Origin of the sequence: Okeanomitos corallinicola TIOX110 (assembly GCF_038050375.1) — a bacterium.
Lineage (GTDB): Bacteria > Cyanobacteriota > Cyanobacteriia > Cyanobacteriales > Nostocaceae > Okeanomitos > Okeanomitos corallinicola.
The window spans coordinates 4,576,420-4,598,783 of sequence record NZ_CP150886.1; the positions used below are offsets into that span (position 1 = coordinate 4,576,420).

General features: G+C 36.0%; 21 protein-coding genes. 10 read left to right on the forward strand and 11 right to left on the reverse strand.

Annotated features, from left to right (window positions below; translation table 11 throughout):
- Positions 1-44: 44 nt before the first annotated feature.
- Both WJM97_RS20065 and WJM97_RS20070 read right to left on the reverse strand, forming a co-directional pair.
- Positions 45-527: a TerB family tellurite resistance protein gene (locus WJM97_RS20065; RefSeq protein WP_353930524.1), complete on the reverse strand. Its 483-nt coding sequence runs from the start codon at positions 525-527 to the stop codon at positions 45-47.
- A 310-nt stretch (positions 528-837) separates the two neighbouring features.
- Positions 838-1,743: a peptidoglycan recognition family protein gene (locus WJM97_RS20070; protein WP_353933232.1), complete on the reverse strand. Its 906-nt coding sequence runs from the start codon at positions 1,741-1,743 to the stop codon at positions 838-840.
- Between the two features lie 546 nt (positions 1,744-2,289).
- On the opposite strand from WJM97_RS20070, the gene metH reads away from it, so the two are divergent.
- The 3 genes from metH (at position 2,290) to WJM97_RS20085 (ending at position 6,541) form a co-directional block, all read left to right on the forward strand.
- Positions 2,290-5,829, forward strand: coding sequence for a methionine synthase (gene metH / locus WJM97_RS20075; RefSeq protein WP_353930525.1), 3,540 nt, complete (start codon positions 2,290-2,292; stop codon positions 5,827-5,829).
- 140 nt (positions 5,830-5,969) lie between these two features.
- Positions 5,970-6,164, forward strand: coding sequence for a hypothetical protein (locus tag WJM97_RS20080; protein ID WP_353930526.1), 195 nt, complete (start codon positions 5,970-5,972; stop codon positions 6,162-6,164).
- Positions 6,137-6,541 (forward strand): hypothetical protein, encoded by a 405-nt coding sequence (locus tag WJM97_RS20085; protein ID WP_353930527.1) that lies wholly within the window; start codon positions 6,137-6,139, stop codon positions 6,539-6,541. Before WJM97_RS20080 ends, WJM97_RS20085 begins: the two co-directional genes overlap by 28 nt.
- A 44-nt stretch (positions 6,542-6,585) precedes the next feature.
- On the opposite strand, the gene WJM97_RS20090 is transcribed toward WJM97_RS20085, so the two are convergent.
- Genes WJM97_RS20090 through WJM97_RS20100 form a run of 3 tightly spaced genes read right to left on the reverse strand, consistent with a single transcriptional unit; the run spans position 6,586 to position 8,689 of the window.
- Positions 6,586-7,941, reverse strand: a complete 1,356-nt coding sequence (locus tag WJM97_RS20090; protein WP_353930528.1) for a DNA methylase — start codon at positions 7,939-7,941, stop codon at positions 6,586-6,588.
- Positions 7,942-7,982: 41 nt separating this feature from the next.
- Positions 7,983-8,369 (reverse strand): DUF5615 family PIN-like protein, encoded by a 387-nt coding sequence (locus WJM97_RS20095; protein ID WP_353930529.1) that lies wholly within the window; start codon positions 8,367-8,369, stop codon positions 7,983-7,985.
- Positions 8,369-8,689 carry a DUF433 domain-containing protein gene (locus WJM97_RS20100; RefSeq protein WP_353930530.1) on the reverse strand — a complete coding sequence of 107 codons (321 nt, stop codon included), beginning with the start codon at positions 8,687-8,689 and terminating at the stop codon, positions 8,369-8,371. The genes WJM97_RS20095 and WJM97_RS20100 overlap by 1 nt, the downstream gene beginning before the upstream one ends.
- A gap of 151 nt (positions 8,690-8,840) precedes the next feature.
- Here WJM97_RS20100 and WJM97_RS20105 point away from each other — a divergent pair, with 151 nt between their 5' ends.
- The gene (locus WJM97_RS20105; RefSeq protein WP_353930531.1) at positions 8,841-9,410 is read left to right on the forward strand and encodes a DUF2887 domain-containing protein; all 570 of its coding nucleotides are present in this window, start codon (positions 8,841-8,843) and stop codon (positions 9,408-9,410) included.
- A gap of 5 nt (positions 9,411-9,415) precedes the next feature.
- Here the strand turns inward: WJM97_RS20105 and WJM97_RS20110 are convergent, their stop codons facing one another.
- Together WJM97_RS20110 and WJM97_RS20115 are read right to left on the reverse strand one after the other, a co-directional pair.
- A complete protein-coding gene (locus WJM97_RS20110; RefSeq protein ID WP_353930532.1) occupies positions 9,416-9,979 on the reverse strand; it encodes a Uma2 family endonuclease in 564 nt (187 codons plus the stop codon).
- A gap of 85 nt (positions 9,980-10,064) precedes the next feature.
- Positions 10,065-10,406, reverse strand: a complete 342-nt coding sequence (locus WJM97_RS20115) for a hypothetical protein (protein ID WP_353930533.1) — start codon at positions 10,404-10,406, stop codon at positions 10,065-10,067.
- Between the two features lie 297 nt (positions 10,407-10,703).
- Here WJM97_RS20115 and WJM97_RS20120 point away from each other — a divergent pair, with 297 nt between their 5' ends.
- From WJM97_RS20120 to WJM97_RS20135, 4 genes are all read left to right on the forward strand, one after another.
- Positions 10,704-11,690 carry a PhnD/SsuA/transferrin family substrate-binding protein gene (locus tag WJM97_RS20120; protein WP_353930534.1) on the forward strand — a complete coding sequence of 329 codons (987 nt, stop codon included), beginning with the start codon at positions 10,704-10,706 and terminating at the stop codon, positions 11,688-11,690.
- Positions 11,691-11,779: 89 nt separating this feature from the next.
- Positions 11,780-12,502 carry a phosphonate ABC transporter ATP-binding protein gene (locus tag WJM97_RS20125; protein WP_353930535.1) on the forward strand — a complete coding sequence of 241 codons (723 nt, stop codon included), beginning with the start codon at positions 11,780-11,782 and terminating at the stop codon, positions 12,500-12,502.
- Positions 12,503-12,508: 6 nt separating this feature from the next.
- Positions 12,509-13,315 (forward strand): phosphonate ABC transporter, permease protein PhnE, encoded by an 807-nt coding sequence (phnE, locus tag WJM97_RS20130; protein WP_353930536.1) that lies wholly within the window; start codon positions 12,509-12,511, stop codon positions 13,313-13,315.
- 111 nt (positions 13,316-13,426) lie between these two features.
- Complete coding sequence (locus tag WJM97_RS20135) at positions 13,427-14,521, forward strand: retropepsin-like aspartic protease (protein ID WP_353930537.1); 1,095 nt, start codon at positions 13,427-13,429, stop codon at positions 14,519-14,521.
- Here the strand turns inward: WJM97_RS20135 and trpD are convergent.
- Together trpD and WJM97_RS20145 are read right to left on the reverse strand one after the other, a co-directional pair.
- Positions 14,445-15,497 (reverse strand): anthranilate phosphoribosyltransferase, encoded by a 1,053-nt coding sequence (trpD, locus tag WJM97_RS20140; protein ID WP_353930538.1) that lies wholly within the window; start codon positions 15,495-15,497, stop codon positions 14,445-14,447. The two genes, WJM97_RS20135 and trpD, sit on opposite strands and share 77 nt — an antisense overlap.
- Positions 15,498-15,671: 174 nt before the next feature.
- The gene (locus WJM97_RS20145) at positions 15,672-16,490 is read right to left on the reverse strand and encodes a DNA adenine methylase (protein WP_353930539.1); all 819 of its coding nucleotides are present in this window, start codon (positions 16,488-16,490) and stop codon (positions 15,672-15,674) included.
- A gap of 92 nt (positions 16,491-16,582) precedes the next feature.
- Between WJM97_RS20145 and WJM97_RS20150 the strand changes: the two genes are divergently transcribed.
- Together WJM97_RS20150 and WJM97_RS20155 are read left to right on the forward strand one after the other, a co-directional pair.
- Positions 16,583-17,308, forward strand: a complete 726-nt coding sequence (locus tag WJM97_RS20150) for a cytochrome b/b6 domain-containing protein (protein ID WP_353930540.1) — start codon at positions 16,583-16,585, stop codon at positions 17,306-17,308.
- Between the two features lie 192 nt (positions 17,309-17,500).
- A complete protein-coding gene (locus WJM97_RS20155; protein WP_353930541.1) occupies positions 17,501-17,683 on the forward strand; it encodes a hypothetical protein in 183 nt (60 codons plus the stop codon).
- Positions 17,684-17,696: 13 nt separating this feature from the next.
- Here WJM97_RS20155 and WJM97_RS20160 read toward each other — a convergent pair whose 3' ends face one another.
- Positions 17,697-18,797, reverse strand: coding sequence for a hypothetical protein (locus WJM97_RS20160; protein ID WP_353930542.1), 1,101 nt, complete (start codon positions 18,795-18,797; stop codon positions 17,697-17,699).
- Positions 18,798-18,864: 67 nt separating this feature from the next.
- Positions 18,865-22,269: a molecular chaperone gene (locus WJM97_RS20165; RefSeq protein ID WP_353930543.1), complete on the reverse strand. Its 3,405-nt coding sequence runs from the start codon at positions 22,267-22,269 to the stop codon at positions 18,865-18,867.
- Positions 22,270-22,364 lie beyond the last annotated feature (95 nt).

Consider the following 22,364-nt stretch of genomic DNA (forward strand, 5'->3'; position numbering starts at 1 on the left):
TTGTTTAGCGTTGGAGTTGAATATAGTTACTTATCTGTAGATTATTAATAAGGGCTTTTCTCCGGATATAGGAGCCTAACACGCTTTTGCTGTAATACTAATTCTTCTTCGTGTAGTTGCTCTAACTGCTCTACTATCTCTTCTTTTACCCCTATAATAGAAGCCAGTTGTCGAATTTTTTTCTTTTCCTGTTCATGAAGTTCTCCATCAGCAGCAGAAGCTCTAATTGCTGTGAGAAGTAAATCTCTTTGTGCGATAGATACTTGAGGAGAGCGAGCAATTACCTCTTTTATATCTTCATCTGCTTCGTATGCTTTTAGCTCTTCAATTACCCAGTCTGCTACTCCCCAGGATGCACAGAATCCAATAGCCCAATCTTTTTCTTTGCTTGAGAGAACTCCATCTCCTTTAGCGCAACATAAAACTGATTTCATATAAATGCAACAATCCTCATCTGTAGGGATCTCGCTAAATCCAAAAAACCAATTAAATATCCAAGATTGACCAAGTTTTTTGATGTCTGACATGAATTTTCCTTCTATTTACTAACTTTTGTTTGTTGATTCCCGGGTTGCAACACGATGGAATAATATCATTACTAAAGCAAAAACACAAGAACAGTTTAGATATTTAAGATAATTAACAAAAAATATCTTAACCTATAAAAATTTACTAGCAAAAATCCCGATATGAAACATATATTAAGCAATTATTCAAAATAATTATCCAGATATCAAGTCTACTCAAATTTTGCACTATTCCGTACAAAACCAGATAATCTCAAAAGATGCGCCATCAGACTACCTTATTTTTAAAAGACCAATTACCAATTACCAACTATGAATTACTAAAACTTTTCACCTCCCTAAAACTATGTAACTTATTAAAAAACCTCTCAAAATCAAAACTCAAAGGATCAACCTTACCATTAGCCACATCCACAGCCTGATGGGTAGTAATTCTATCATCAGGAACTTGACTTTGAGCTATTAACCAAGCCAAAGAATTATATTGTTCTTCCGTATAACCGCTATGTTCCTTAATATTACTTTTTCCCCAAGCATCAGGAGGAGTTTCTAGAGAAACATGATAAGCAAAATTATTGACAGAAGGTGGTAAATCAGGATTTGTTTTTACAGTTTCTATACCATTAACACCCTGAAAAACCGAATTTCCCGCACCAAAAGCCCGTTTATCTGGAGGTACTAAATAAATCACCGTACCATCAAGAGCAATTAAAGTATGATAACTAGCTTGGACATTTTCATCAACATGATTATTTCTAAAAAAATTAATTGCACTAGCAGCAGAATTAGTAGTTTCATGAAGAACAACTATTGGTTGATTTTGTAAAAGTACACCATTGACATCACGAGTGTATCTTTCACCATAATTACTAGGATCTATAGTCGCCGCAGCTAAATTAGGTTTATAGTCAGTAAAAGTAGCAGTAGTAACATATTGACTAACAACTTGATTTGTTTGATTTCTGGGTGCTGGAGATTTTTGTAAAGGTTGTTGATACAAATTGGCCGAATTAGGTGAATTTTTTGTTTGTGTATCTGTTTTTGTTTCTACGCGAAATAAAGCTTGTGGATATTGATTCCCAACGATAGTATCAGGAGGTGATGTCATAGCATTATTTTCAACTTTTCTAGAACCACCGACAATCAGAGCTAATATCAGAGATGCAAACAATAAAAAAATTAGCATTACTCGAGTAGCCCAGTCTCTAAATCTCATCATAATAAATAGGGAATAAAGATGTTATATGTATAGGTTATCTGTTAAAAGCTAAAATAGCATTCCTATAATTAATTCTATTGATAACATAAATCATTAATAAAAAATGTTTAATGCTAATTTTATATCAAGCTGTACATAATCATAAAATTAATTCAATTATCTATTTGCTATCTGTGTTTATCTGCGGTTAATTATTATTTATGATTCTATTTTATCTAGCTAAAAATTTAGCCAGGAAGACACTCATATATTATAATATTGGATTACACCAAAAATTTATCCCTAAATACATCAGTTTGTCAGCAGACAACACCTTCTAGTTGATTTTTTCACATATTGTTTATATTTTTTCTGGAAAATCTGCATAACTGATCAAAATCCTGGAAAATAATAAATTAAGTTACATACAGCATATTGTCGGCAAATGAGGTACAAATCTCAATCACAAATGCTTTGCACCGAAAGAGTTTTACTACTGACCGCTGACCGCTATTAGCTGATAGCTGCTGTATTATCAGAATAGACGTAAATTACTGGAAAAATATGACACATTCCTTTCTTAAACACATACACAGTCCAGAACGTCCTGTAATCGTCTTTGACGGTGCAATGGGAACTAACCTGCAAACCCAAAACCTGACAGCCGAGGACTTCGGAGGGGCAGAATACGAAGGTTGCAATGAATATTTAGTCCACACAAAACCCGAAGCAGTAGCGAAAGTTCACCGTGACTTCCTCGCTGCGGGTGCAGATGTCATCGAAACTGATACCTTTGGTTCTGCTTCCATTGTCTTAGCAGAGTATGATTTACAACACCAGGCTTACTATCTCACCAAAGCTGCCGCAGAATTAGCTAAAAGTGTGGCCGCAGAATTTTCTACACCGGAAAAACCTCGCTTTGTAGCTGGTTCAATGGGACCAACAACCAAACTTCCCACTTTAGGACATATTGATTTTGACACCATGAAAGCTTCTTTTGCTGAACAAGCAGAAGCTTTATTTGATGGTGGTGTAGATTTATTTCTGGTGGAAACTTGTCAAGATGTTCTGCAAATTAAAGCAGCATTAAATGCAATTGAGGAAGTTTTTGCCAAAAAAGGGGAAAGAAAACCTCTCATGGTTTCCGTAACTATGGAAAGTATGGGGACAATGTTAGTAGGGACAGAAATTGCTGCTGTACTCACAATTTTAGAACCTTATCCCATTGATATTCTCGGTTTAAATTGTGCCACTGGGCCAGACTTGATGAAACCACACATCAAGTATTTATCAGAACATTCGCCTTTTATCGTTTCCTGTATTCCCAATGCCGGTTTACCAGAAAACGTTGGTGGTCAAGCACATTACAAACTTACGCCTGTAGAACTACGTATGGCGTTAAACCACTTTGTTGAAGATTTGGGTGTCCAAGTGATTGGGGGTTGCTGTGGGACACGACCAGGACATATTAAACAATTGGCAGAAATTGCTAAAGAGTTAAAACCAAAAGTTAGACAACCAAGTTTAGAACCATCTGCCGCTTCAATTTACTTAACTCAACCTTACGAACAAGATAATTCTTTCTTGATAGTTGGTGAACGTCTCAACGCCAGTGGTTCTAAAAAATGCCGTGACTTACTCAACGCTGAAGACTGGGATGGTTTGGTTTCCATGGCCAGAAGTCAGGTAAAAGAAGGCGCACACATCCTAGATATTAACGTTGACTATGTGGGACGGGATGGTGTGCGTGATATGCACGAGTTAGTCTCTCGTATTGTTAATAATGTCACCTTACCTTTAATGCTCGATTCCACTGAGTGGGAAAAAATGGAAGCAGGGTTAAAAGTTGCTGGTGGTAAGTGTTTACTCAACTCCACCAACTACGAAGATGGCGAACCTAGATTTTTAAAGGTATTAGAATTAGCCAAAAAATACGGTGCTGGTGTCGTCATTGGCACAATTGATGAAGATGGCATGGCGCGGACAGCGGATAAAAAGTTTGAAATTGCCCAACGTGCTTACCGTCAAGCTGTAGAGTATGGAATACCTGGTACAGAAATATTTTTTGATACCTTGGCTTTGCCTATTTCTACAGGGATTGAAGAAGACAGAGAAAACGGTAAAGCAACCATAGAAGCAATTCGCCGGATTCGGGAAAACTTGCCAGGATGTCATATCATGTTGGGTGTATCTAATATATCCTTTGGTTTAACTCCCGCATCGCGGATGGTGTTAAATTCCATGTTCTTGCATGAAGCTATGCAAGCTGGTATGGATGGGGCGATAGTCAGTGCTAATAAGATTTTACCCCTCGCCAAAATTGATCCTAAACATCAAGAAGTTTGTCGTGATTTGATTTATGACAAACGTAAATTTGATGGTGATATTTGCGTTTATGATCCCCTGGGTGAATTGACAAGATTATTTGAAGGGGTAAAAGCTAAACGTCACCAAGGAATTGATGAAAATTTACCAATTGAAGAACGGTTAAAACGTCATATTATTGATGGGGAAAGAATTGGTTTAGAAAAACAATTAGCAGCAGCTTTAGAACAATATCCACCTTTACAAATCATCAATACTTTTCTCTTAGATGGGATGAAAGTTGTAGGTGAATTGTTCGGTTCTGGACAAATGCAGCTACCTTTTGTATTACAGTCAGCGGAAACCATGAAAGCGGCGGTAGCTTATTTAGAACCCTTCATGGAAAAATCCGAATCTGGTAATAATTCCAAGGGAACTTTTGTGATTGCTACGGTGAAAGGTGATGTCCATGATATTGGTAAAAACCTAGTAGATATCATCCTTTCTAATAATGGTTACAAGGTGATTAATCTGGGTATCAAGCAATCAGTAGAAAACATCATTAAAGCCTACGAAGAACATCAACCTGATTGTATTGCTATGAGTGGATTATTAGTAAAATCCACTGCTTTCATGAAAGACAATTTACAAGCTTTCAATGAAAAGGGAATTACTGTTCCTGTGATTTTAGGTGGTGCGGCTTTAACTCCTAAGTTTGTACATCAAGATTGCCAAAATGCTTATAACGGTAAGGTAGTTTATGGTAAAGATGCTTTTGCTGATTTGCATTTTATGGATAAATTAATGCCAGCAAAATCAGGTGGTAATTGGGATGATTTGAAAGGTTTCTTAGATGAATTGGAAACTGAAGAATCCACCAATGGTAACGGTAATGGACATAAAGCAACCACAGAAAAAACTGTTAAAGAGAAAGTCCCTGCTGAACCCAAAGAAATAGATACCCGTCGTTCAGAAGCAGTTGCAGTAGATATTGAACGTCCCACACCTCCTTTCTGGGGAACTAAGTTTTTACAACCTGGTGATATTTCTTTAGAGGAGTTATTCTGGTATTTAGATTTGCAAGCTTTAATTGCTGGACAGTGGCAATTCCGCAAACCCAAGGAACAATCTAAAGAGGAATATCAGGCGTTTTTAGCTGAAAAGGTTTATCCAGTTTTAGAAGATTGGAAACAACGAGTTATTGCGGAAAACTTGTTACATCCCCAGGTGATTTATGGTTATTTCCCTTGTCAGTCTGAGGGTAATACTTTGCATATTTATGATGTGGAAAATCATTCAGAAAGAGTTGCTAGTTTTGAGTTTCCCCGTCAGCGTTCTGGGAGAAGATATTGTATTGCTGATTTCTTTGCACCAAAGGATTCGGGAATTATGGATGTTTTCCCCATGCAAGCGGTGACTGTGGGAGAAATTGCGACGGAGTTTGCACAAAAGCTATTTGCTGCTAATGAATACACTGATTATCTGTATTTCCACGGTATGGCGGTACAGGTTGCGGAAGCTGTGGCAGAATGGACTCACGCTAGAATCCGCCGGGAGTTAGGTTTTGGTGATTCTGAACCTGATAATATTCGGGATATTTTGGCGCAGCGTTATCAAGGTTCTAGATACAGTTTTGGTTATCCTGCTTGTCCGAATATTCAAGACCAACATACACAGTTGCAGTTGTTAAATGTTGACAGGATGAAGATGTATATGGATGAAAGTGAACAACTTTATCCTGAACAGTCTACGACGGCAATTATTGCTTATCACCCTGTAGCGAAGTATTTTACTGCTTAGGTTTTTATCCCCCTTCGTTGTTTGATGGAGGGGGAGTTTATATTTTTTATTCTCACGCAAAGACGCAAAGGCGCAAAGGAAGAAAGAGAAAGTTAAGAATGTGGTAAGTTATATGTTCGGATTATCGAGATGATTGTCAAATGGATTCTAATTTACAAACTGAACTTTCTACGATATTATCCCAGTATCAAAATTCTTTTATCAATAAAGTTTATGCAGATGAAAATAATGAATCTGATATATTAATGAATGTTTTTTCTCTGACAGCAGAAACTAAGCGAAAAATGGTCAGTATTGGGGAACACAATTGGGAAGGTGTTGGCAGAAAATTGTAACAGCAATTTGTAAGTATCACTGTCCAGACTTTAAACAACCTTTCAAAATCGAAATAGAAGAAGGTGGTAAACATAGTGAACCATGTGATTTAATTGTTGGAAAGTATGCAATTGACACTAAATATCGAATAGGTTCAGGTGAAGATGCAACGCATAAGAAACTTATTAGATATAGTAAATATCTTTCTAAACAGGGATATGTTCCCATACTTTTAATATTGAGAAATGATAACTTACCTGCTGCCATTACTGCTTGTAAATCAGCTAATTGGCAAGTTTTAACAGGACAAGAAAGTATGGATTTTATTCATCAGATTTCTGGTATTGATGTCAAAACTTTTCTAGAAAATAACGCAGGACAATATAAAGTAATTTAACATTGTCTTGCTTGATATTTATATAACCTACTAGGTAATTTTAATCAAGATTTTTGCATTACTACTATTGTATCATGTTTAATTGTTCCTGCCCAATCCACATTTCTAGGAATATTCAACTTTCTATTTTTCAATAATAAATGAAATCTAAAAACCTCTTTAAATCCCAAATTTGTGGCAAAATCAGTTAATGAATCAGCTACAGGAATATCAACTCCACAAATCTTACTCACATCTCCCACTGCAAAACAATAATAACCTCCTGATTTTAATTGATGATATGCACTATGAAAATGTTGCTGCATATCCATAAAATATTTATAAACTACTCTCGCTCTTAATTGATTTTGTCCTTTACTCGCTTTATACTTATCTCCATTAAATATTTCTATAATCAAATTATCAAGCTGATTATTTCCTGTTTTCCCCAGTTGTTTATATTCAACACTGGAAATTCTTTCTGTACCAATTTCTTGAGAACTTAAATTTAATCTGTCTTGATTATTTTTGACTAAATTTAACCAATGTAACTCAAATTTACTCGCCCAAATATAATCAATTGCATTAATATACGGTGGAGAAGTAACTACAGCATCACATAAACAATTTCTATCTAAATTTCTCGCATCTTGTGATGGTACTTCTTGAATATCACTATCATCCCAATCAAACTGATACCATTCTGAAAGTGCTTCTATAATTTTATCAACATAAAACTGAAAATACTTAAATACATCCTGACGATTTCTTTGGGGAATTTCTTTGACATGAGAACGTCTTGCAGCTAATATCATTCCTTCATTCATATCAGAACATTTTCTCACTGTGGATGCTAAAGCTAGTAATAAAACGGGTTGATAAACTGGGTTAGATAATAATATTTGACTTTTAATAATTTCCAATCCTACTTGTACATCCTTTTGAAACCATAAATCTTTATTACTAAAATCAACACTATGTTGTACAGTTTCTTGATGATATGATTCTGTGACTATTGTTTGCGACTTTGCCAAAATATCAATTAGTGGTAAGCGAGAAGTTTTAACTCTACAAATTAACTGACTTAAAGGATTATTATCTGACCAAATAATTTTTCTGCCTAATTTCAATACTTCAATTATACTTGTTCCTGAACCTGCAAATGGTTCAAGAACTACTGCATTTTTTGTAGTGTATTTCTGTAAAAACCAAGCAGGAATTTCAGGAATTGTTTTTGCAGGTTGAAATCCTAATGAATAAACTTTTATTGGTGAATTTCTCTCTAGAGAAATATAAGAACCATTGGGTAAATTATCAGGAATATTATATTTAATTTCCAGATAGGATGTTTCATTTTTTTGATTTATCTCAGAGAATATTTCGTTGTTTTGATGATCAGGAAAAAGTGATAATTGCTTCATGATTTTTGAATGTAGCGGGTGATTTTATTATAACTAATTGGCTATATATTATATTCTTGAAAAACAAAAACTTGAATCCCAGATTTAGGTTGATTATTTTTTTTGACCCGAATTAGCCGATTAGTAAAATCTGGATTTTCACTCAGGCAATTGTGCAGTATTTGAGATTGTCCTAAATAATCCCGGTCATCTTTACAAATGATAATACCACTATGATAAATTCCTGTTTGATGAAGTACAATAAAATCATCTCGATTTAATGTCAGTAAAACTCTTTTTTCCTGAGTTGCAAACACCAAAACTTCATCATCTGGAATACCTTGATTTGCTTGTCTTGCTTCATAGGAAGTAAGCACATCATATTTCATCTGCCGCAATTGTCGAACAATTTCTAGAGGAAAGTTTTCATCAGCATACAATCTCACCATCAATCATCCTCGTTTTGAGCAGTTATGGTGAGATCAATTTCTGAGCGATGTTGTTCATAATAATTCCAAGCTGCTGTTAAATCTTCAGATGTCAGACTGGGATAATTTTGCAACAATTCTGCCTCATTTGCTCCCTGCTGACGCAACGAAACCAATACCCATACAGGAATGCGGGTATTACGAATACAAGCATGACCACCACAAACTCCAGGCGTTTTCTGCACTGCGTTTAGTTTAAGACGACTTTCTAAAAGTTTTCTTTCTTCTGGGGAAAGTGCCTCAATTACTTGTACAAGGGAATCAACCAATCGCGGATTCATAGTTTAAATTTTAGTGTCTTGAAATTAATATGATATTTTGCATTACTACTATTGTAGTATATTTCATAGTTCTTCCCCAATCAATATTTACAAAATATTTAATAGAAATATTCATGAAAACTGATTCTATTTTTTATCGCATTTTTCAAACTTGACCTCAATTTTTTTTGAACTGATAAATTTACCAGCTAGTGAAGCAGATATTTATAATTTTGGGTCTGTTGAACTCAAACAAACAGCATTTAGAATTGATGGTGTATTTCTACCTACAAATAATCAAAAAGAACAACCTATTTATTTTGTAGAGGTACAATTTCAAAAAGATAAGGAAAAAGAAGTTACTGCTTTAGCGATAACTTTATTATCAAAAGCTAGGTCAGATTTACCGGATGAAAGATTGCAAAAAAATTTGCTAGATTTAATTCAGACTATTGTTTCCTATAAATTACCCCGTCTCAGTCCCCAGGAGTTAGCAAGAATATTTAGTATTAGTGATTTAATAAATACCAGATATTATCAAGAAGTGCGCTATGAGGAGGCTTTAAATTACACTATGCGTATAATTGAACGGCGTATAGGTGGAGTTAGTCAGGATTTACAAGTAAAAATTAATCAGTTATCTGTGGAAAATTTGGAGAATTTAGGTTTAGCATTGTTAGATTTTACCAGTATGAATGATTTGGTTATTTGGTTGAATAATCAAGCGAGTTCAGATGGTTAAATCTATCACTTTTTCCTTTGTAACCAATGAAATACTTCCTCAACTGTGATTATTAAATTCACTCCTTCTAAAACTGGTAATTTATCTGTTCCTGTTAACAAATCTGGTAAATTATGAGGTTGATAAACTAAAATTGAACGTTCACTTGGATCAAGCAACCATCCCAGTTTTGTACCATGTTTAATACAATGTAAAATATTGCCAGTTACCTTAGTTTGACTTTGTGCAGGTGACAGTATTTCAATTACCCAATCTGGGGCAAAATTAATCCCACTACTAACAATATCACCACTTTCATCTAATGGTATTTGATCAGTATTAATCACTGCTACATCAGGAACTACAGAACGGTTTCCAAAGCTACAACGCAGTTCTGGAAATGCTTCATAATTACTTGTTGCTGTGTCAATTACTCCAACTAAACGTTTTTGTAATAAACTGTGTTTACCACCACCCATCGGTTTTTGAATTGCTGCTGAGTTAATATATTCCCAAGCTGGTGACTCATCAATAAAACCCAGCTTTAAAAATTCTTCTATGGTAATGATTTTGGCAACTGTTGTTGTCATTATATGGACATTTCCTCAGATTGATCTGGTGATGGTCAGAAATTACTGAACTTTTATTAACCCTCCTTAATTAGCTCAAATATTGTTAAGTAAATTCAATTAACTTAAAACCCCAAGGATGCAGAGCAGCAAGCACTATTTCTTTATCTACACCTTCATAAGCTTCCCATTCAGAATGGGGATCTTTAGGATGTCCGTCACCAACATGACCTGCAACTTTGATAATTGGTAAACCTGCTAAATTATCTCGCTCCATTCCTTTGGGAAGTGCTAGTTCTAGTTTATGTCCTACAAACTTCGACATACTGGTATCGGCTACAGATTCACGAATTAAACAAATATCCCCAGCTGTTCCCCAAGTAGTTTGGTAGATGTAGAGGAATGATATACAGGTTTCTGGTCTAATTGCTCTTTTAAAAACTTTCATTATCTTTAACCTTTGCACTTTTAGTAAATAAATTATAAAAGAAATTATAAAAGAAATTATATAGGTATTTTTGGAAGAATTCGGCAGTTATAGCAAGAGTCAGGAGTAAAGCCCTGTTGTATTTAAAATCGCTAATATTCATCTATTTATCAACCGTTATATCAGGCTGTGACTTGATTTACCAGATTTTATCAATGATTTTTTACCATTGCTTATTGACTTTTATTCCTAAAAGTTCTACATTGTTTTCTCGAACTAATTGAAACTTATTTGCAAAAATACTGAGAATTCTTCCTAATGAATAGTCATAAAACTAAGGTCAACAAGAAAGGTCTATTTGCTGCTGGTGGGGCGTTAGCGGCTGCTGCTAGTATATTTTTGGGTACATTTGGGGAAATAGCACCAACTACGGCTAACCTTGCTCCTAAACAGTCAGCACCTCAGTTACTGGCGAAAAAACAAGACGGTATAACTATAGTTTTTCCTACTCGTAAGGACGCGCCTAATTTACAAATTCAGGCAAATAAGGTGGCTAACTTTTTATCAAAAGATTTAGGAATAACTGTCAAAGCGCAGATTAGTGATGAAACCGCTGCGGTGGAAGCTTTAAGAAGAAATAGTGTTGATATTGCTTTTTTGAGCAGTCGCCCCGCTTTAAAAGCTGAAGAGTTGGCAAATGCGCGCTTACATTTAGGTGAAATTAGAGCAAAGTATTCTGGAAGATATACTTATTGCTCAGTGTTCCTGGTTCCCAAAAATAGCTCCTTGCGGACTATGGGAGATCGGAAAGCGACCTTAGCTCAGTTGCGGGGTAAAAAAATGGCCTTTACTTCCCCTACTTCTAGTTCTGGGTTCTTATATCCTACCAGTGAGTTAATTAAGTATAAGTTAGTACCTAACCGCGAGGGGCTGGATCGTTTCTTTGGACAGGTGGCTTACGGTGGTGATTATACTAAAGCTATCATGGAAGTAGTACGTGGTAGAGCGGATGTAGCGGCTGTTTCCGAATATGCTCAGTATCCTCCATACATTACTGATGCAGACCGGAATAAGTTACGGGTATTGTATAAAATCTGTGGTGTTCCTGCCCACGGAGTTGTATTTAATGATGAAATTCCAGTAGTTTTGCGGGAAAAAATTATTAAAGCTTTACTCAAGTTAAATAAACCGGAAAATAACGATTTGTTGAAAGGCTTGTATAATTCCACGGAATTAGTGAGAATTGATCACAACAGACATTTACAACTTGTCCGTGAAGCTGTGAAAAATTTAGGGATGGATTAGTTGAAATCAGTAGGGGTTGAGGATTACAATTTACCCCTACCTGAAAATTTCACAAGTTACCAATTATTTATTAAATACTAATTACCAGCGTGAAACTGATTGAATGTCATAACCTTGAGACAGCTTATGCTGCATCTTTAAACCGTCCTATTCTTAACAATATTAATCTAGAGATTGAACAAGGTGAGTTTGTAGTTTTGTTGGGTTTGAATGGTGCGGGTAAGTCTACATTGTTGCGATCGCTGGTAGGTTTAGTTCCAGTAGCAAAGGGAGAAATATATATCAATGGTTTAGAAATGACTGCCCAAACATTACCGAAAATTCGCCGTGATGTGGGGATGTTGTTTCAAGGTGGGGGATTAATTCGTCAGTTATCAGCTATTGATAATGTGCTGTGTGGTCGTTTAGGTTTGAGAACAACTAAACAAACTTTATTTGGGTTTCCGAAACGCGATCGCATCCTAGCCCAAGAGTTATTAGAACAGTTGGGTTTAAAAGAGCAAATTTATCAAAAAACCAGTCAACTGAGCGGTGGACAACAACAAAGAGTAGCGATCGCCCGCGCATTAATTCAATCACCACAAATATTATTAGCTGATGAACCAATCACAGGTTTAGACGTAGTTGCATCCCAACAAGTAATGCAAATTTTAGCGGCACTTAACCAAGAGCAAGGTTTAACTATTATCACAGTTTTGCATGATTTAGGGATAGCCGCAGAATATGCCCAAAGAGCCATAGTTTTAGAAGCCGGACAGGTGGTTTATGATGGCAATTGTGATAACTTGCAAGCTCAATTTACTCAAGTTTAAATTTAGATGAAAAAATATTTTAATTCTCCATTAATATCTCAATTCTTACACCGTTACTCCTGGTTGATCAACCTTGTAATTGTGCTAGTGATGGTGGTAATTTATGTTTGGGCGTTGCAAGGATTAAAAATAGATTTAGCCCTGCTACAAGAAAGCTTCCCTTTTATTATTGATTTTATTTCTAGGTTATTTCCCCCTGACTGGAGAGTGGTGAGAGTCGCTATTGACGCATTAATTGAAACTGTGCAAATGTCCATCTGGGGAACTACCGTTGGTGCGATTCTTTCCTTACCAATTGCGATCGCCAGTGCTAATAATGTCGCACCTTTGTGGTTACGCTGGTTAGCTAATTTACTCCAAAATGTGGTTCGTTCCGTTCCTTCCATTATTCTGGGTTTAATATTTGTAGCTGCCACAGGTTTAGGCGCGCCCGCAGGGACTTTAGCCCTATGTATTTATACCATTGGTTATCTTGCTAAATTTTATCAACAAGCGATCGAAGCAGTAGATTCTCGTTCTGTAGAATCTTTACAAGTGATTGGTGCATCGAGAATACAAATAGCTCAATACGGGATTTTACCCCAAGTCATACCCTTGGGGTTAGGTTATACATTGTGGATGTTTGAGTATAATATTCGTGCTGCTTCTGTTTTGGGTGCAGTAGGTGCTGGTGGGATTGGATTTAAATTAAAAAGTTATATAGACGGCTTTGAATATACAAAAGCTACAACCATGATGTTAGTGCTGTTGGTAGTAGTGACAGTAATTGATGTGATCAGTAGTAAATTACGCCGTTACTTGGATTCAATGTAATTTGTCAGCAATCAATAATTAGATCATAAATTCAGTAGCTAAACTTGGAGCATCTTTTGATTGGGAGCGGTAAACTTGGAAAGACCCAGGGCGGTTAAACTGAAAGTAACTATGCTTGAGTCCTTTTTATCCCGTACAGCCCTAATTTTTATTTCCGGTAGTCTAGCGGTTTTCGGCGTTGCTTGTAGTAACAGCCAACCAATGACAAAATCTGTGAAAAGTCCTCAGCCTTCTATTTCTCAGTCGTCTGTTCCTCAGTCGTCTGTTCCGTCTGGTAATTTGGCTGCAATTCGACCACCCTTGAAAGTGCCACCAAAGCCATTACCAGAGATAGAGGTAGAGGTAGAAGCACCACCAGCAAAACCTAGTCCTTTACAATTGGCACTGGAAAAAGCTAATGGTGCAGAGAAGATTAGTCAGTCTGCTCAATCTCCAGAGGATTGGGAATTGGTAGCGAGTAAGCTTGAGAATGCGATCGCTCTACTGCAAGACGTAAAAAGGGATAGTCCCAATTTTCCCTTTGCTCAAAACAAAATTGCTGAATATGAGCGGGAAATTCAATTAGCCATACAAAGAGCTAATCCCAGTCAAGGCGAAATTTTAGAATCAGAGCCAGAAGTAGCTGTTGCACCTCCCCAGGTAACACCCAAGCCGCAACGTTATTCAAATCCTGTTCCCATGCAGTCAGGGCAAACACTACCACCACCACAGCCCATTTTTCCTGCTTCGGAAATTTACGCCTATAACCATCAGGTATTTATCGCCCCAATTAAACGCCGAATTGGTGGTACTCCCATTGTGGAAGTTACTTTGAATGGTAAGCAACGATTTGAGATGATTGTGGATACAGGTGCAAGTGGCAGTGTTATTACCCAAGAAGTAGCTGATGCTTTAGGTATAGTACCAGTGGGTACTGCTAAAGCTAACACTGTTAGTTCTAAGGGGGTAGAGTTTCCAGTCGGCTACTTGGATTCCATGGAAGTTGGGGGAGTCAAGGTAAATAAAATTCCTGTGGCGATCGCTGGCAAAGAGTTGGAAACGGGATTATTAGGACATGACTTTTTTGGTGACTATGACGTTACCATCAAGCGCAATGTCATAGAATTTCGTCCCCAAACTCACTCAGAAGCTAATCCTTCAGAAATGCCACCAACTGAACCAACTTCTGCCAGGGGCTTCCGCTTTGTAGAATCTCCTTCGCCATAGTCACACCTTGAGCGTGATTCAACCAGGGAACTACACCAGCTACTTGCAAGGCCAAGGAAGCATTCAGCACCACAGCATCCTGTTGGGCTGGAGTTCCTTTCCCTTGCAGGACATTGGTCAGAATTTCCGCATTTTCCGCTACATTTCCACCTTTTAAGGCTGTAATCGGTGCTGGTGTCGCACCAACTTCTACCGGGTTGATGGTGGTTAACTGTACTTGGCCATCAGATAAAACCGCCAAGTCAGTGATATCTCCTAACCCGACCTCATCCAATTTTTCCCGACCATGTAAAACTATGGCTTTTTGTGTTCCCAACAGGTTTAAAGCTTGAGCCATAGTTTCAATTAATTCCGGAGCAAATACGCCAATTACCTGCCCGGTCGGACGCAGAGGATTTACTAATGGTCCGAGTAAATTAAATACTGTCCGCACCTTTAAATTTTTCCGTAATGCAGCCACAGCTTTTAAGGCTGGATGCCAACCAGGGGCAAATAAAAAGGTAATTCCCACCTCTTTTACTGCGGCCTGAACTTTTTCACTAGGCGCTTTTAAGTTCACACCCAAAGCTTCTAAAACGTCGGCACTACCCGTTAAACTGGAGGCGGAACGATTACCATGTTTAGCCACGGGTACACCAGCAGCAGCGGTAACAAAAGCCACGGCTGTGGAAATATTAAAGGTTGATGCTCCATCTCCACCAGTTCCACAGGTATCAACTAGGGGTGTGGGTAGTTGGATATTGGTCTCTGTACTAACGGATAGAGACTTTAATACTTCAGCCATTCCCGTTAATTCTTCGGCTGAAACTCCTTTGAAGTTTAATGCTGTTAAAATCGCTCCTGATAGTTCTAGGGGGATGGCTTCGTTGATCCATCCTTGCATCAATTCCGAGGCTTGGCTACGGGATAAAGATTGACGCTCTAATAATTGTTTTAATAGGTTTGACCAAATAGTAGGATCTGCTGTGTTTGTCATGGTTGAGGTTTTTTAGATGTTGGAAGTAATCCTACCTAAAAATGGGGTTTTTTGGTTTTTTGATGACGAACCACAGAGGCACAGAGGACACGGAGAGAAAACATTCTATAACTATAGAAAGATTGAATGAAGCACGTTAGCGAAGAGGAAGAGGAAGCAGGATAAAAGAGTTGTTTATGTCGGTTGTGTGGGGTAGTTACTGATAAATAGTTCCTGTCCTTTTTCGGCTGTTTTTTGTTTATAGTTATTCATGCCATATTGTAATTCCCATTCAGAAATATTAGCCCATTGAAAATTATCTCTAATTTGTGGTGAATCATCATAGGTAATTAGATATTGATGTGGACATTGTTTGACTTCTTCTGCAAATTTTTGATGATTAAATCCAATGTGTAGGTTTCCTCTATTTCCATATAATTTCGATTTTTCAGCTTTTAAATATGGGGGATCTAAAAATATAAATACGTCTTTACCTTCCGCTGTTAATAGTTGGCTGTAATCTAAGTTGGTGATTTTTACATCTGTTGTTAAGATATGCTCTAATTTTTCTAGTCTTTCTATTGATGAATCTGTAAAGCGTTTATGAAAAGCTTCTAGGGAAAATCCACCTGATTCTATTGTTCCGGAAAAGGTAATTCTATTAAGGATAAAAAACCGGACTGCTCTTTCTAAATCTGATAAAGTGTTGACATCTACATGAGCTAATTCTGTAAATAGTAATTTACCATCTTTATGTGTTTCTTTGATATGTCGAATTTCTGCCAATAATTTTGATAATTCGGTTTGAGCTAAATACCAAAATAAATAGAGTTCTCTGTTTAAGTCGTTAATCCAAATGTTTAATTTGGGGATTGTTTGTTTCAGGTAAATAAAGACAGAACCACCACCAACAAAGGGTTCTCGAAATTCCTGAAAGTTTGTTGGTAACCGTTGGGATATTTTTTTGATCGCTCTGTTTTTTCCACCGGGATAACGGAGAGGGCTTTTAATCATGAGATAATTATCTTGACGAATCAATTTACTAGGAATAAAGTGATAAAATTAACCAAAAACATCATAACATTATCATAATAAATCAACTTACCATGACTCGTTCTGCACCCTACCAACCTTTACTACTGAGAATTCTGCACAGTTGCAGTGGTATTTTAGCAATTACAGCGATTATCACCGGATTTTTAGTTTACAACACCTTTGATAAAAGATTTGGTAAGATTCCCATTCCGAAAATTAATCCCATTCAAGATATTCATGGAACTGCTGGTTTATTTTTCTTGTTATTATTACCAGCTTTGGTAATTTATAGTTTTCATATTGGACAAAGACGTTTATTACAAGCTGATTCCCTTCAACAACTTTCACAATTTAACCGTCCTATTTGGTGGGTAAGTCTACAACGTTTGGCTAACACTTTGATGTTAATTGCTTCAGTTTTGGCGGTAGTATCTGGCAGAATGATGAAAGAAGAATGGCTACCATTAGGAGAACTAAATCATATTTGGTATTCTTTTCATTTAATAGCTTGGTTGTTAATGGTTTTTTGTTTAGCGATTCATCTATTAATGTCTGCTAAGGTAGGTGGTGTACCATTATTATTATCAATTATTTCCTGGAAATTTCGACCAGAAGATAGTCCTAAAAATTGGTTTAGTTCTCTACGTAGTTGGTGGGTAAATTTTCCTAGTAATGTGAAAGGGGAAGTTGGTCAGGTAATAGCAAATAATTTAGTTTTGGGAATTGTTGAGGTGTTTGTATTGGTGGGAATTGTTGCAGCTTTCTTATTACCTTTATTTTTTGCTGGTGGTGAGTAGTGAAGTTGATATAAAGATTTGTAATAAACTCAAAATCCTCTCTTTACATCTTCTTAAAACCACACATTTATAAATGTTTACCCATATTTTTATCTATCTTTAGTAACATCCACTGCACTACCTTTAGCAAGATACATAAACAATAAATATTCTTCAGAATAGGGTGATATAACTTTTGATAGGAATCACAAAATGAAAGTTTTTTCACCCGCTACTTTTCTGGCATTTTTAGCTACTTTTGCTATCGCAAATATACCCAAAGATTTTCAAGCTACAAATACAGAAGCAACTCTATTTGCTCAACAAAATCCCGATTCTACACCTAAACCAACTACTACACCAACAGAACCTCCTAGTCCTACCCCTCCTCGCTAAAAGCAAGCTGTGTTTACCTTAAAGAACGAAATATTACCCTTCCAGGATTTTCTTCTTGGTTAATTTTCACATACAACCGTAAACAAGCTAACACCTCTCCTGGTGTTCCACCATAATCTAGTTGTAAGTCATCTTTGGAATACGCGCAGATATCAGCATAAAGACCGGATAATTGTTTAATTTTGACATCATGACCGGCTTTGATAGCTTTATTGGCTACTTTTTTCAGTATTCGTCGCGATTCCTGTTGCAGTTTTCCCCACCAAGAATAACGTTCTGCGGGGGGAAGAAATACTAGGGAATGTATGGCTTCATCTATGTCAATCCAAGCACGTAGGTTTAATATTAGGTCAGTATTTTCCTCAGTTTTTTGGGTACGTTGTAAGCGATCTTTCAATGTTTGCAGATACAATTGATGTTGTTCTGGTTGAAATTTTAAAGACACAATATCAAAGCTAAAGACACTTTTTAAAGCATGATGTAAATCTGGTTCTATTTCGATAAATTTATGATATAAAATGGAAAATCCTGCTAATAATTTTAATTCTTCTGATTGATAATTTTCAGCTATTTCTGATTTCAAAAAAGCTTTTTTAGATAAACATAAACCCCTAGCTGCAACAGTTCCATTTAAACCAGGATAAATAATTTCATCTTTAATAAAAGGTAAATGTTCAAGATTTACATAATCCTGTGTTGCACCAACTTTTTGGGCAATTTCTAAAGCACGGTTTTTCCAAATTGTGCCTAAATCTTCAGGAAGTCTTAATAATTTACGATGAATTTCTGACCACAATTCAGCATCATTTTGACTTTCCAAGGGTGCATATCCCAAGTAAAATTTTAGTTCTAAGTCAGTTTCAAATATAGTTTTTAATTCACTTAATACATGACTTGGTTTAGATTCATCAATAACTGTTTTTTCTGGAAGTGTTACAGGTTTTAAAAGTTCGTTTATTTCTGATATTACCTGTTCACATAATTGATTTCCTGGATCATTTGGATATTCTTTTTTAGCTTGATTTAGAGTGGCTTTTAGTCCGTGCAAACTCAATTTTAATACTTGAGAAATTTGGGAGTTTTCTGTTGCTAATAATTGTTGTAAATACTGCATTTTTATGACAATAATAAATTGAAAAATCAGGGTTTAGCAGTGCTAAACCCCTACAATTGATAACTAATTAATGTATTCCGCAGAAAGGATCGCGTTCTTTATCAATTTCGTTGGGTTGTAGTTCTAATTCTGCGCGATAAACACATCCTGCTTCTTGTAAACATTCTTGATTATGCGATGTCCAATAGGGTACTTCACCGGCGTGCATTCTTAATATACCTTTGTGATCAAGTGTGACATGATATTGGCAGGGATAATCTGTGCTAATTTCTGGTTTAGTTAATGCACCTATTCTGATCCATTTTTTGGTGTTGGTTTCGCTATCAGTTTGATAAATATAAAAGGTGTGTTGATCATTTTGGGGAAAGGGAGGTAATGGGTTACTAATTAAGCCTTTTCCTGGTTCGTTTACTCCATCTTGTAAATAGTGAAACGTTTGTAGAGATTGATCTTTATTGTTATCAACTGCAAATACTAAATGATAGGCATTTGGTTGATCAACTGTAGCTGATTCTAATACATTGATGGCTATATCACCATCTTTTAAATCTTGATGTGGTTGTTCAACAGCGATATTCCATGTTAATTGTCCGTCGGTAAATAAATCTACTGATTCTGAATTTTCAGATATAACTGAATTGATGTTAATTCCTGGTACATCTATTAAATAATGGGGACTACCTTGAGAAAGTAAAACACTAAATTGCAAGGTTTGATCTATTTCAAATTGAACTTTAATTTTTTTGAGAAATTCTGGTTCTTCCATTCCTAATTTCTCCATTAAATTTTTACCATCAAAGCTACCCCAAAGTCTTAATTCTCCATCTTCGTAGTCTTGACGATAGATAATATTTGTTAATTGGATACCTTGCCAATTTGTTCGCACTTTGGCGACACTTTCCCATGATGCAAGTTGATAAAGTTCTTGTCCAGCGTTAAATATGGCTAGGAGTTCGTTACTTTGGGTTTTACGTTTAAAGTTGCAAGGTAAGTAATAAAATAGGTTTTTGACATCTATTTCTAGTTGGTTTGCACCCTTACGTAAAAGACTTTTTGATTCTTCGGGATCAAATCTTAATCTTCTTAATTTTTCAGCGTAACAAGCACCAGCAGAAGTTGCTAATTTGGTGAATTCTAACACAAAGGTAATGCGTTCTGGGTTCCAAACAAAGTAAGGCGATTTGCTAAATTCTTGGTAAATATATTTTTGCACTAAGTCTAAATTGCAAGTTTTACCAGAGAGAATTAACCAATCTACTTTTTGTTTATTGTCTGTATTTAAACGGCTTTCCATTAAACCTTTAGCAATACCAATTGCTTCTTTAATGGCGGAAATTGCAGACCGTTCAAATTGCTGACTATCTAATGTAATAGAAATGGCATCAGGGATAATAATTTGACATTTAATGGCACTTTGGGTGAGGAGTTCATTAATTTGTTGTTCTTCCAGGGTGAAGGTTAATAAAGAACCATCTCCTGGTAATTTTTGTCCTAATTTAAGTTTGGCAGTTTCGGCATAATCCCACAATGTGTAAAATGTTTGTAGTCTTTGGGGTGCTTGTTGCCAACGGGTTGGTAAGACTTTTTCGGCTGTGTCTAAGGCATCTTTAAAAGCTACGTCACCTTCAGGATTTTCTTTATCTACACATTTTAATAAACTACCACTTTTGAATTTACCATCTTCTAAAAAGCGTTCATTTAATTCTGAACTAATTAAGTCTTCGAGTTTATCGCTTTCGATATCACCGTTGGTTATTGCTGTTAAGAGAGAATCAGCGATGGCAATTTTTAAAAGTCGGAATATTCGTAAGGTAATTAATTCACCACCTAGTTGTAAATGTCCCGAAGAACCTAACAATTTTGGGGTGAGTTTATAGTATCTTCCTCCTAAACCCCTGTCTTCATTATCAGCAAAATAAGGGGTTTTATCTTCTAATGTTAATTCGATTAATGCTAGGTCTGTAGTTCCCCCACCGATATCTAAAACTAGAACATTTTGTGACCATTTATTTTTTTCTTGGCGACAACGAGTTTTAAAAGATTCAATGCCAATATTTAAGTTGCCACCAAATTCTCGCCAGAGGAAAAAGATAGCTACAGAAACTGCTTCATCATAGGCAGTTTGTACATCATCAATTCCTAATTCTTCCACTAAGGCTTTAATTTCTTTCCGCACTACTGGAGGTGCAACGGTTGGATAGGTGAAAACTCCTGTTAATAAATCACCTTCGGAAAATCTTCTTCTAGCACGTTGACGATAATCTTCTGTTAATTCTATTAAATGCGCCCATGCTGCTTGAATTAATTGATTAACTTCTATATTATTTTCTTCTTCATTTAGGATAATTGGGAAAGTGCGATTTTGACCAAAATAACGTTTGGGGGAGTGATGAAATCTGCTGATAATATCTTTAACTGAGGTAATTGTACCTTGAGCGATCGCTTTTTTTCTATTATCCCTTGCTTCCCTTCCCATTTGTAATTTTAAAGGTGCAATTTCTGAAACTTCCATTTCACTGGGAATTTCTGTTTCCCTTCTGTTAATATCTAAAACCACAGGAATTAAATTTTGTGATTCTAAAGTGGGAACTCGAAAAACTTCATGATAGATTTGATAAAGTTTTTTGCTAACAGCGCGACGAAATCTGTCACTATTTCCTAAACATAATTCAATTTGGCGAATAGCTTCTAAAAATATTTCTTTGTTATCACTTTCAAAAACTTCGCTTAATTCTTCTGGTTCAATTTCTAAGTTTTTACTAATATTAGCAATAAACTTTTCCCACTCATTCACTCCTATATCTGGTAAAGCTGAATCCCCAGGAGAATTTAACCATTCTGCTAACCGCTGACGCAATCTTAATTCCTGTTCTCTGGGTAAAATTTCGGCAATTGGTACTTCTATAGGATCAAAAAGTGTAACTGTGGAATTAGAAGTTCCAAAATCTACCGCAAACCAACCAGGAAATCTTTTTTGGGGTTTTTCATTGAGTTTTTCACTCAGTTGTTGACTTAATTTATTTAGATAGGTATCTAATTCAAAAGGATTCATAGTTTTATTTATGGTTGTTGTTGTTTCAAAATCAGGTGTAAACCAAAGATTACAGGAAACGCCTAAATTCTTACGAATAGACAATATTGGTTTTCCTGTTACATCAGAATCAAAATACTCGACAATCACTTGTAGGTCACAATTAACTTTTTCGGTTAAAGGTTTTTCTAACTGATAAGAACTTTGACCTAGTTGACATAAATTAGAGATTTTCTGAGGTGTTGTAGAGTTAAAGTATTTATATCTTTTTTGAATTTCTGCTGCTAATTCTGTCGGTGTTCCTTTAACGCTACAAGTAATACTAGAAATATGAGGAATATTACTATTAGTAGCGATAATTTGGATAGCAGGTAAATCCAAACTTTGATTTTCTTTAACTCTGAGTTGATATTTAGGTGGAAGCCGAATTTCCACAGGCATAATGTGAACAGGTGAGAGGGAACAGGTGACAGGTGACAGTAAATAAAGCAACCAGTTACTAATGACTAATAACTAATAACTAATAACTAATAACT

What these genes read in the sequence shown, in the direction of transcription:
- WJM97_RS20080 (WP_353930526.1), top strand. Translation starts at nt 5,970, where the DNA reads ATGGATTCTAATTTACAAACTGAACTTTCTACGATATTATCCCAGTAT.
- WJM97_RS20145 (WP_353930539.1), bottom strand. Translation starts at nt 16,490, where the DNA reads ATGATTAAAAGCCCTCTCCGTTATCCCGGTGGAAAAAACAGAGCGATC.
- metH (WP_353930525.1), top strand. Translation starts at nt 2,290, where the DNA reads ATGACACATTCCTTTCTTAAACACATACACAGTCCAGAACGTCCTGTA.
- WJM97_RS20160 (WP_353930542.1), bottom strand. Translation starts at nt 18,797, where the DNA reads ATGCAGTATTTACAACAATTATTAGCAACAGAAAACTCCCAAATTTCT.
- trpD (WP_353930538.1), bottom strand. Translation starts at nt 15,497, where the DNA reads ATGACAAACACAGCAGATCCTACTATTTGGTCAAACCTATTAAAACAA.
- WJM97_RS20165 (WP_353930543.1), bottom strand. Translation starts at nt 22,269, where the DNA reads ATGCCTGTGGAAATTCGGCTTCCACCTAAATATCAACTCAGAGTTAAA.
- WJM97_RS20065 (WP_353930524.1), bottom strand. Translation starts at nt 527, where the DNA reads ATGTCAGACATCAAAAAACTTGGTCAATCTTGGATATTTAATTGGTTT.
- phnE (WP_353930536.1), top strand. Translation starts at nt 12,509, where the DNA reads ATGAAAAAATATTTTAATTCTCCATTAATATCTCAATTCTTACACCGT.
- WJM97_RS20120 (WP_353930534.1), top strand. Translation starts at nt 10,704, where the DNA reads ATGAATAGTCATAAAACTAAGGTCAACAAGAAAGGTCTATTTGCTGCT.
- WJM97_RS20155 (WP_353930541.1), top strand. Translation starts at nt 17,501, where the DNA reads ATGAAAGTTTTTTCACCCGCTACTTTTCTGGCATTTTTAGCTACTTTT.
- WJM97_RS20115 (WP_353930533.1), bottom strand. Translation starts at nt 10,406, where the DNA reads ATGAAAGTTTTTAAAAGAGCAATTAGACCAGAAACCTGTATATCATTC.
- WJM97_RS20135 (WP_353930537.1), top strand. Translation starts at nt 13,427, where the DNA reads ATGCTTGAGTCCTTTTTATCCCGTACAGCCCTAATTTTTATTTCCGGT.
- WJM97_RS20150 (WP_353930540.1), top strand. Translation starts at nt 16,583, where the DNA reads ATGACTCGTTCTGCACCCTACCAACCTTTACTACTGAGAATTCTGCAC.
- WJM97_RS20090 (WP_353930528.1), bottom strand. Translation starts at nt 7,941, where the DNA reads ATGAAGCAATTATCACTTTTTCCTGATCATCAAAACAACGAAATATTC.
- WJM97_RS20070 (WP_353933232.1), bottom strand. Translation starts at nt 1,743, where the DNA reads ATGAGATTTAGAGACTGGGCTACTCGAGTAATGCTAATTTTTTTATTG.
- WJM97_RS20100 (WP_353930530.1), bottom strand. Translation starts at nt 8,689, where the DNA reads ATGAATCCGCGATTGGTTGATTCCCTTGTACAAGTAATTGAGGCACTT.
- WJM97_RS20110 (WP_353930532.1), bottom strand. Translation starts at nt 9,979, where the DNA reads ATGACAACAACAGTTGCCAAAATCATTACCATAGAAGAATTTTTAAAG.
- WJM97_RS20095 (WP_353930529.1), bottom strand. Translation starts at nt 8,369, where the DNA reads ATGGTGAGATTGTATGCTGATGAAAACTTTCCTCTAGAAATTGTTCGA.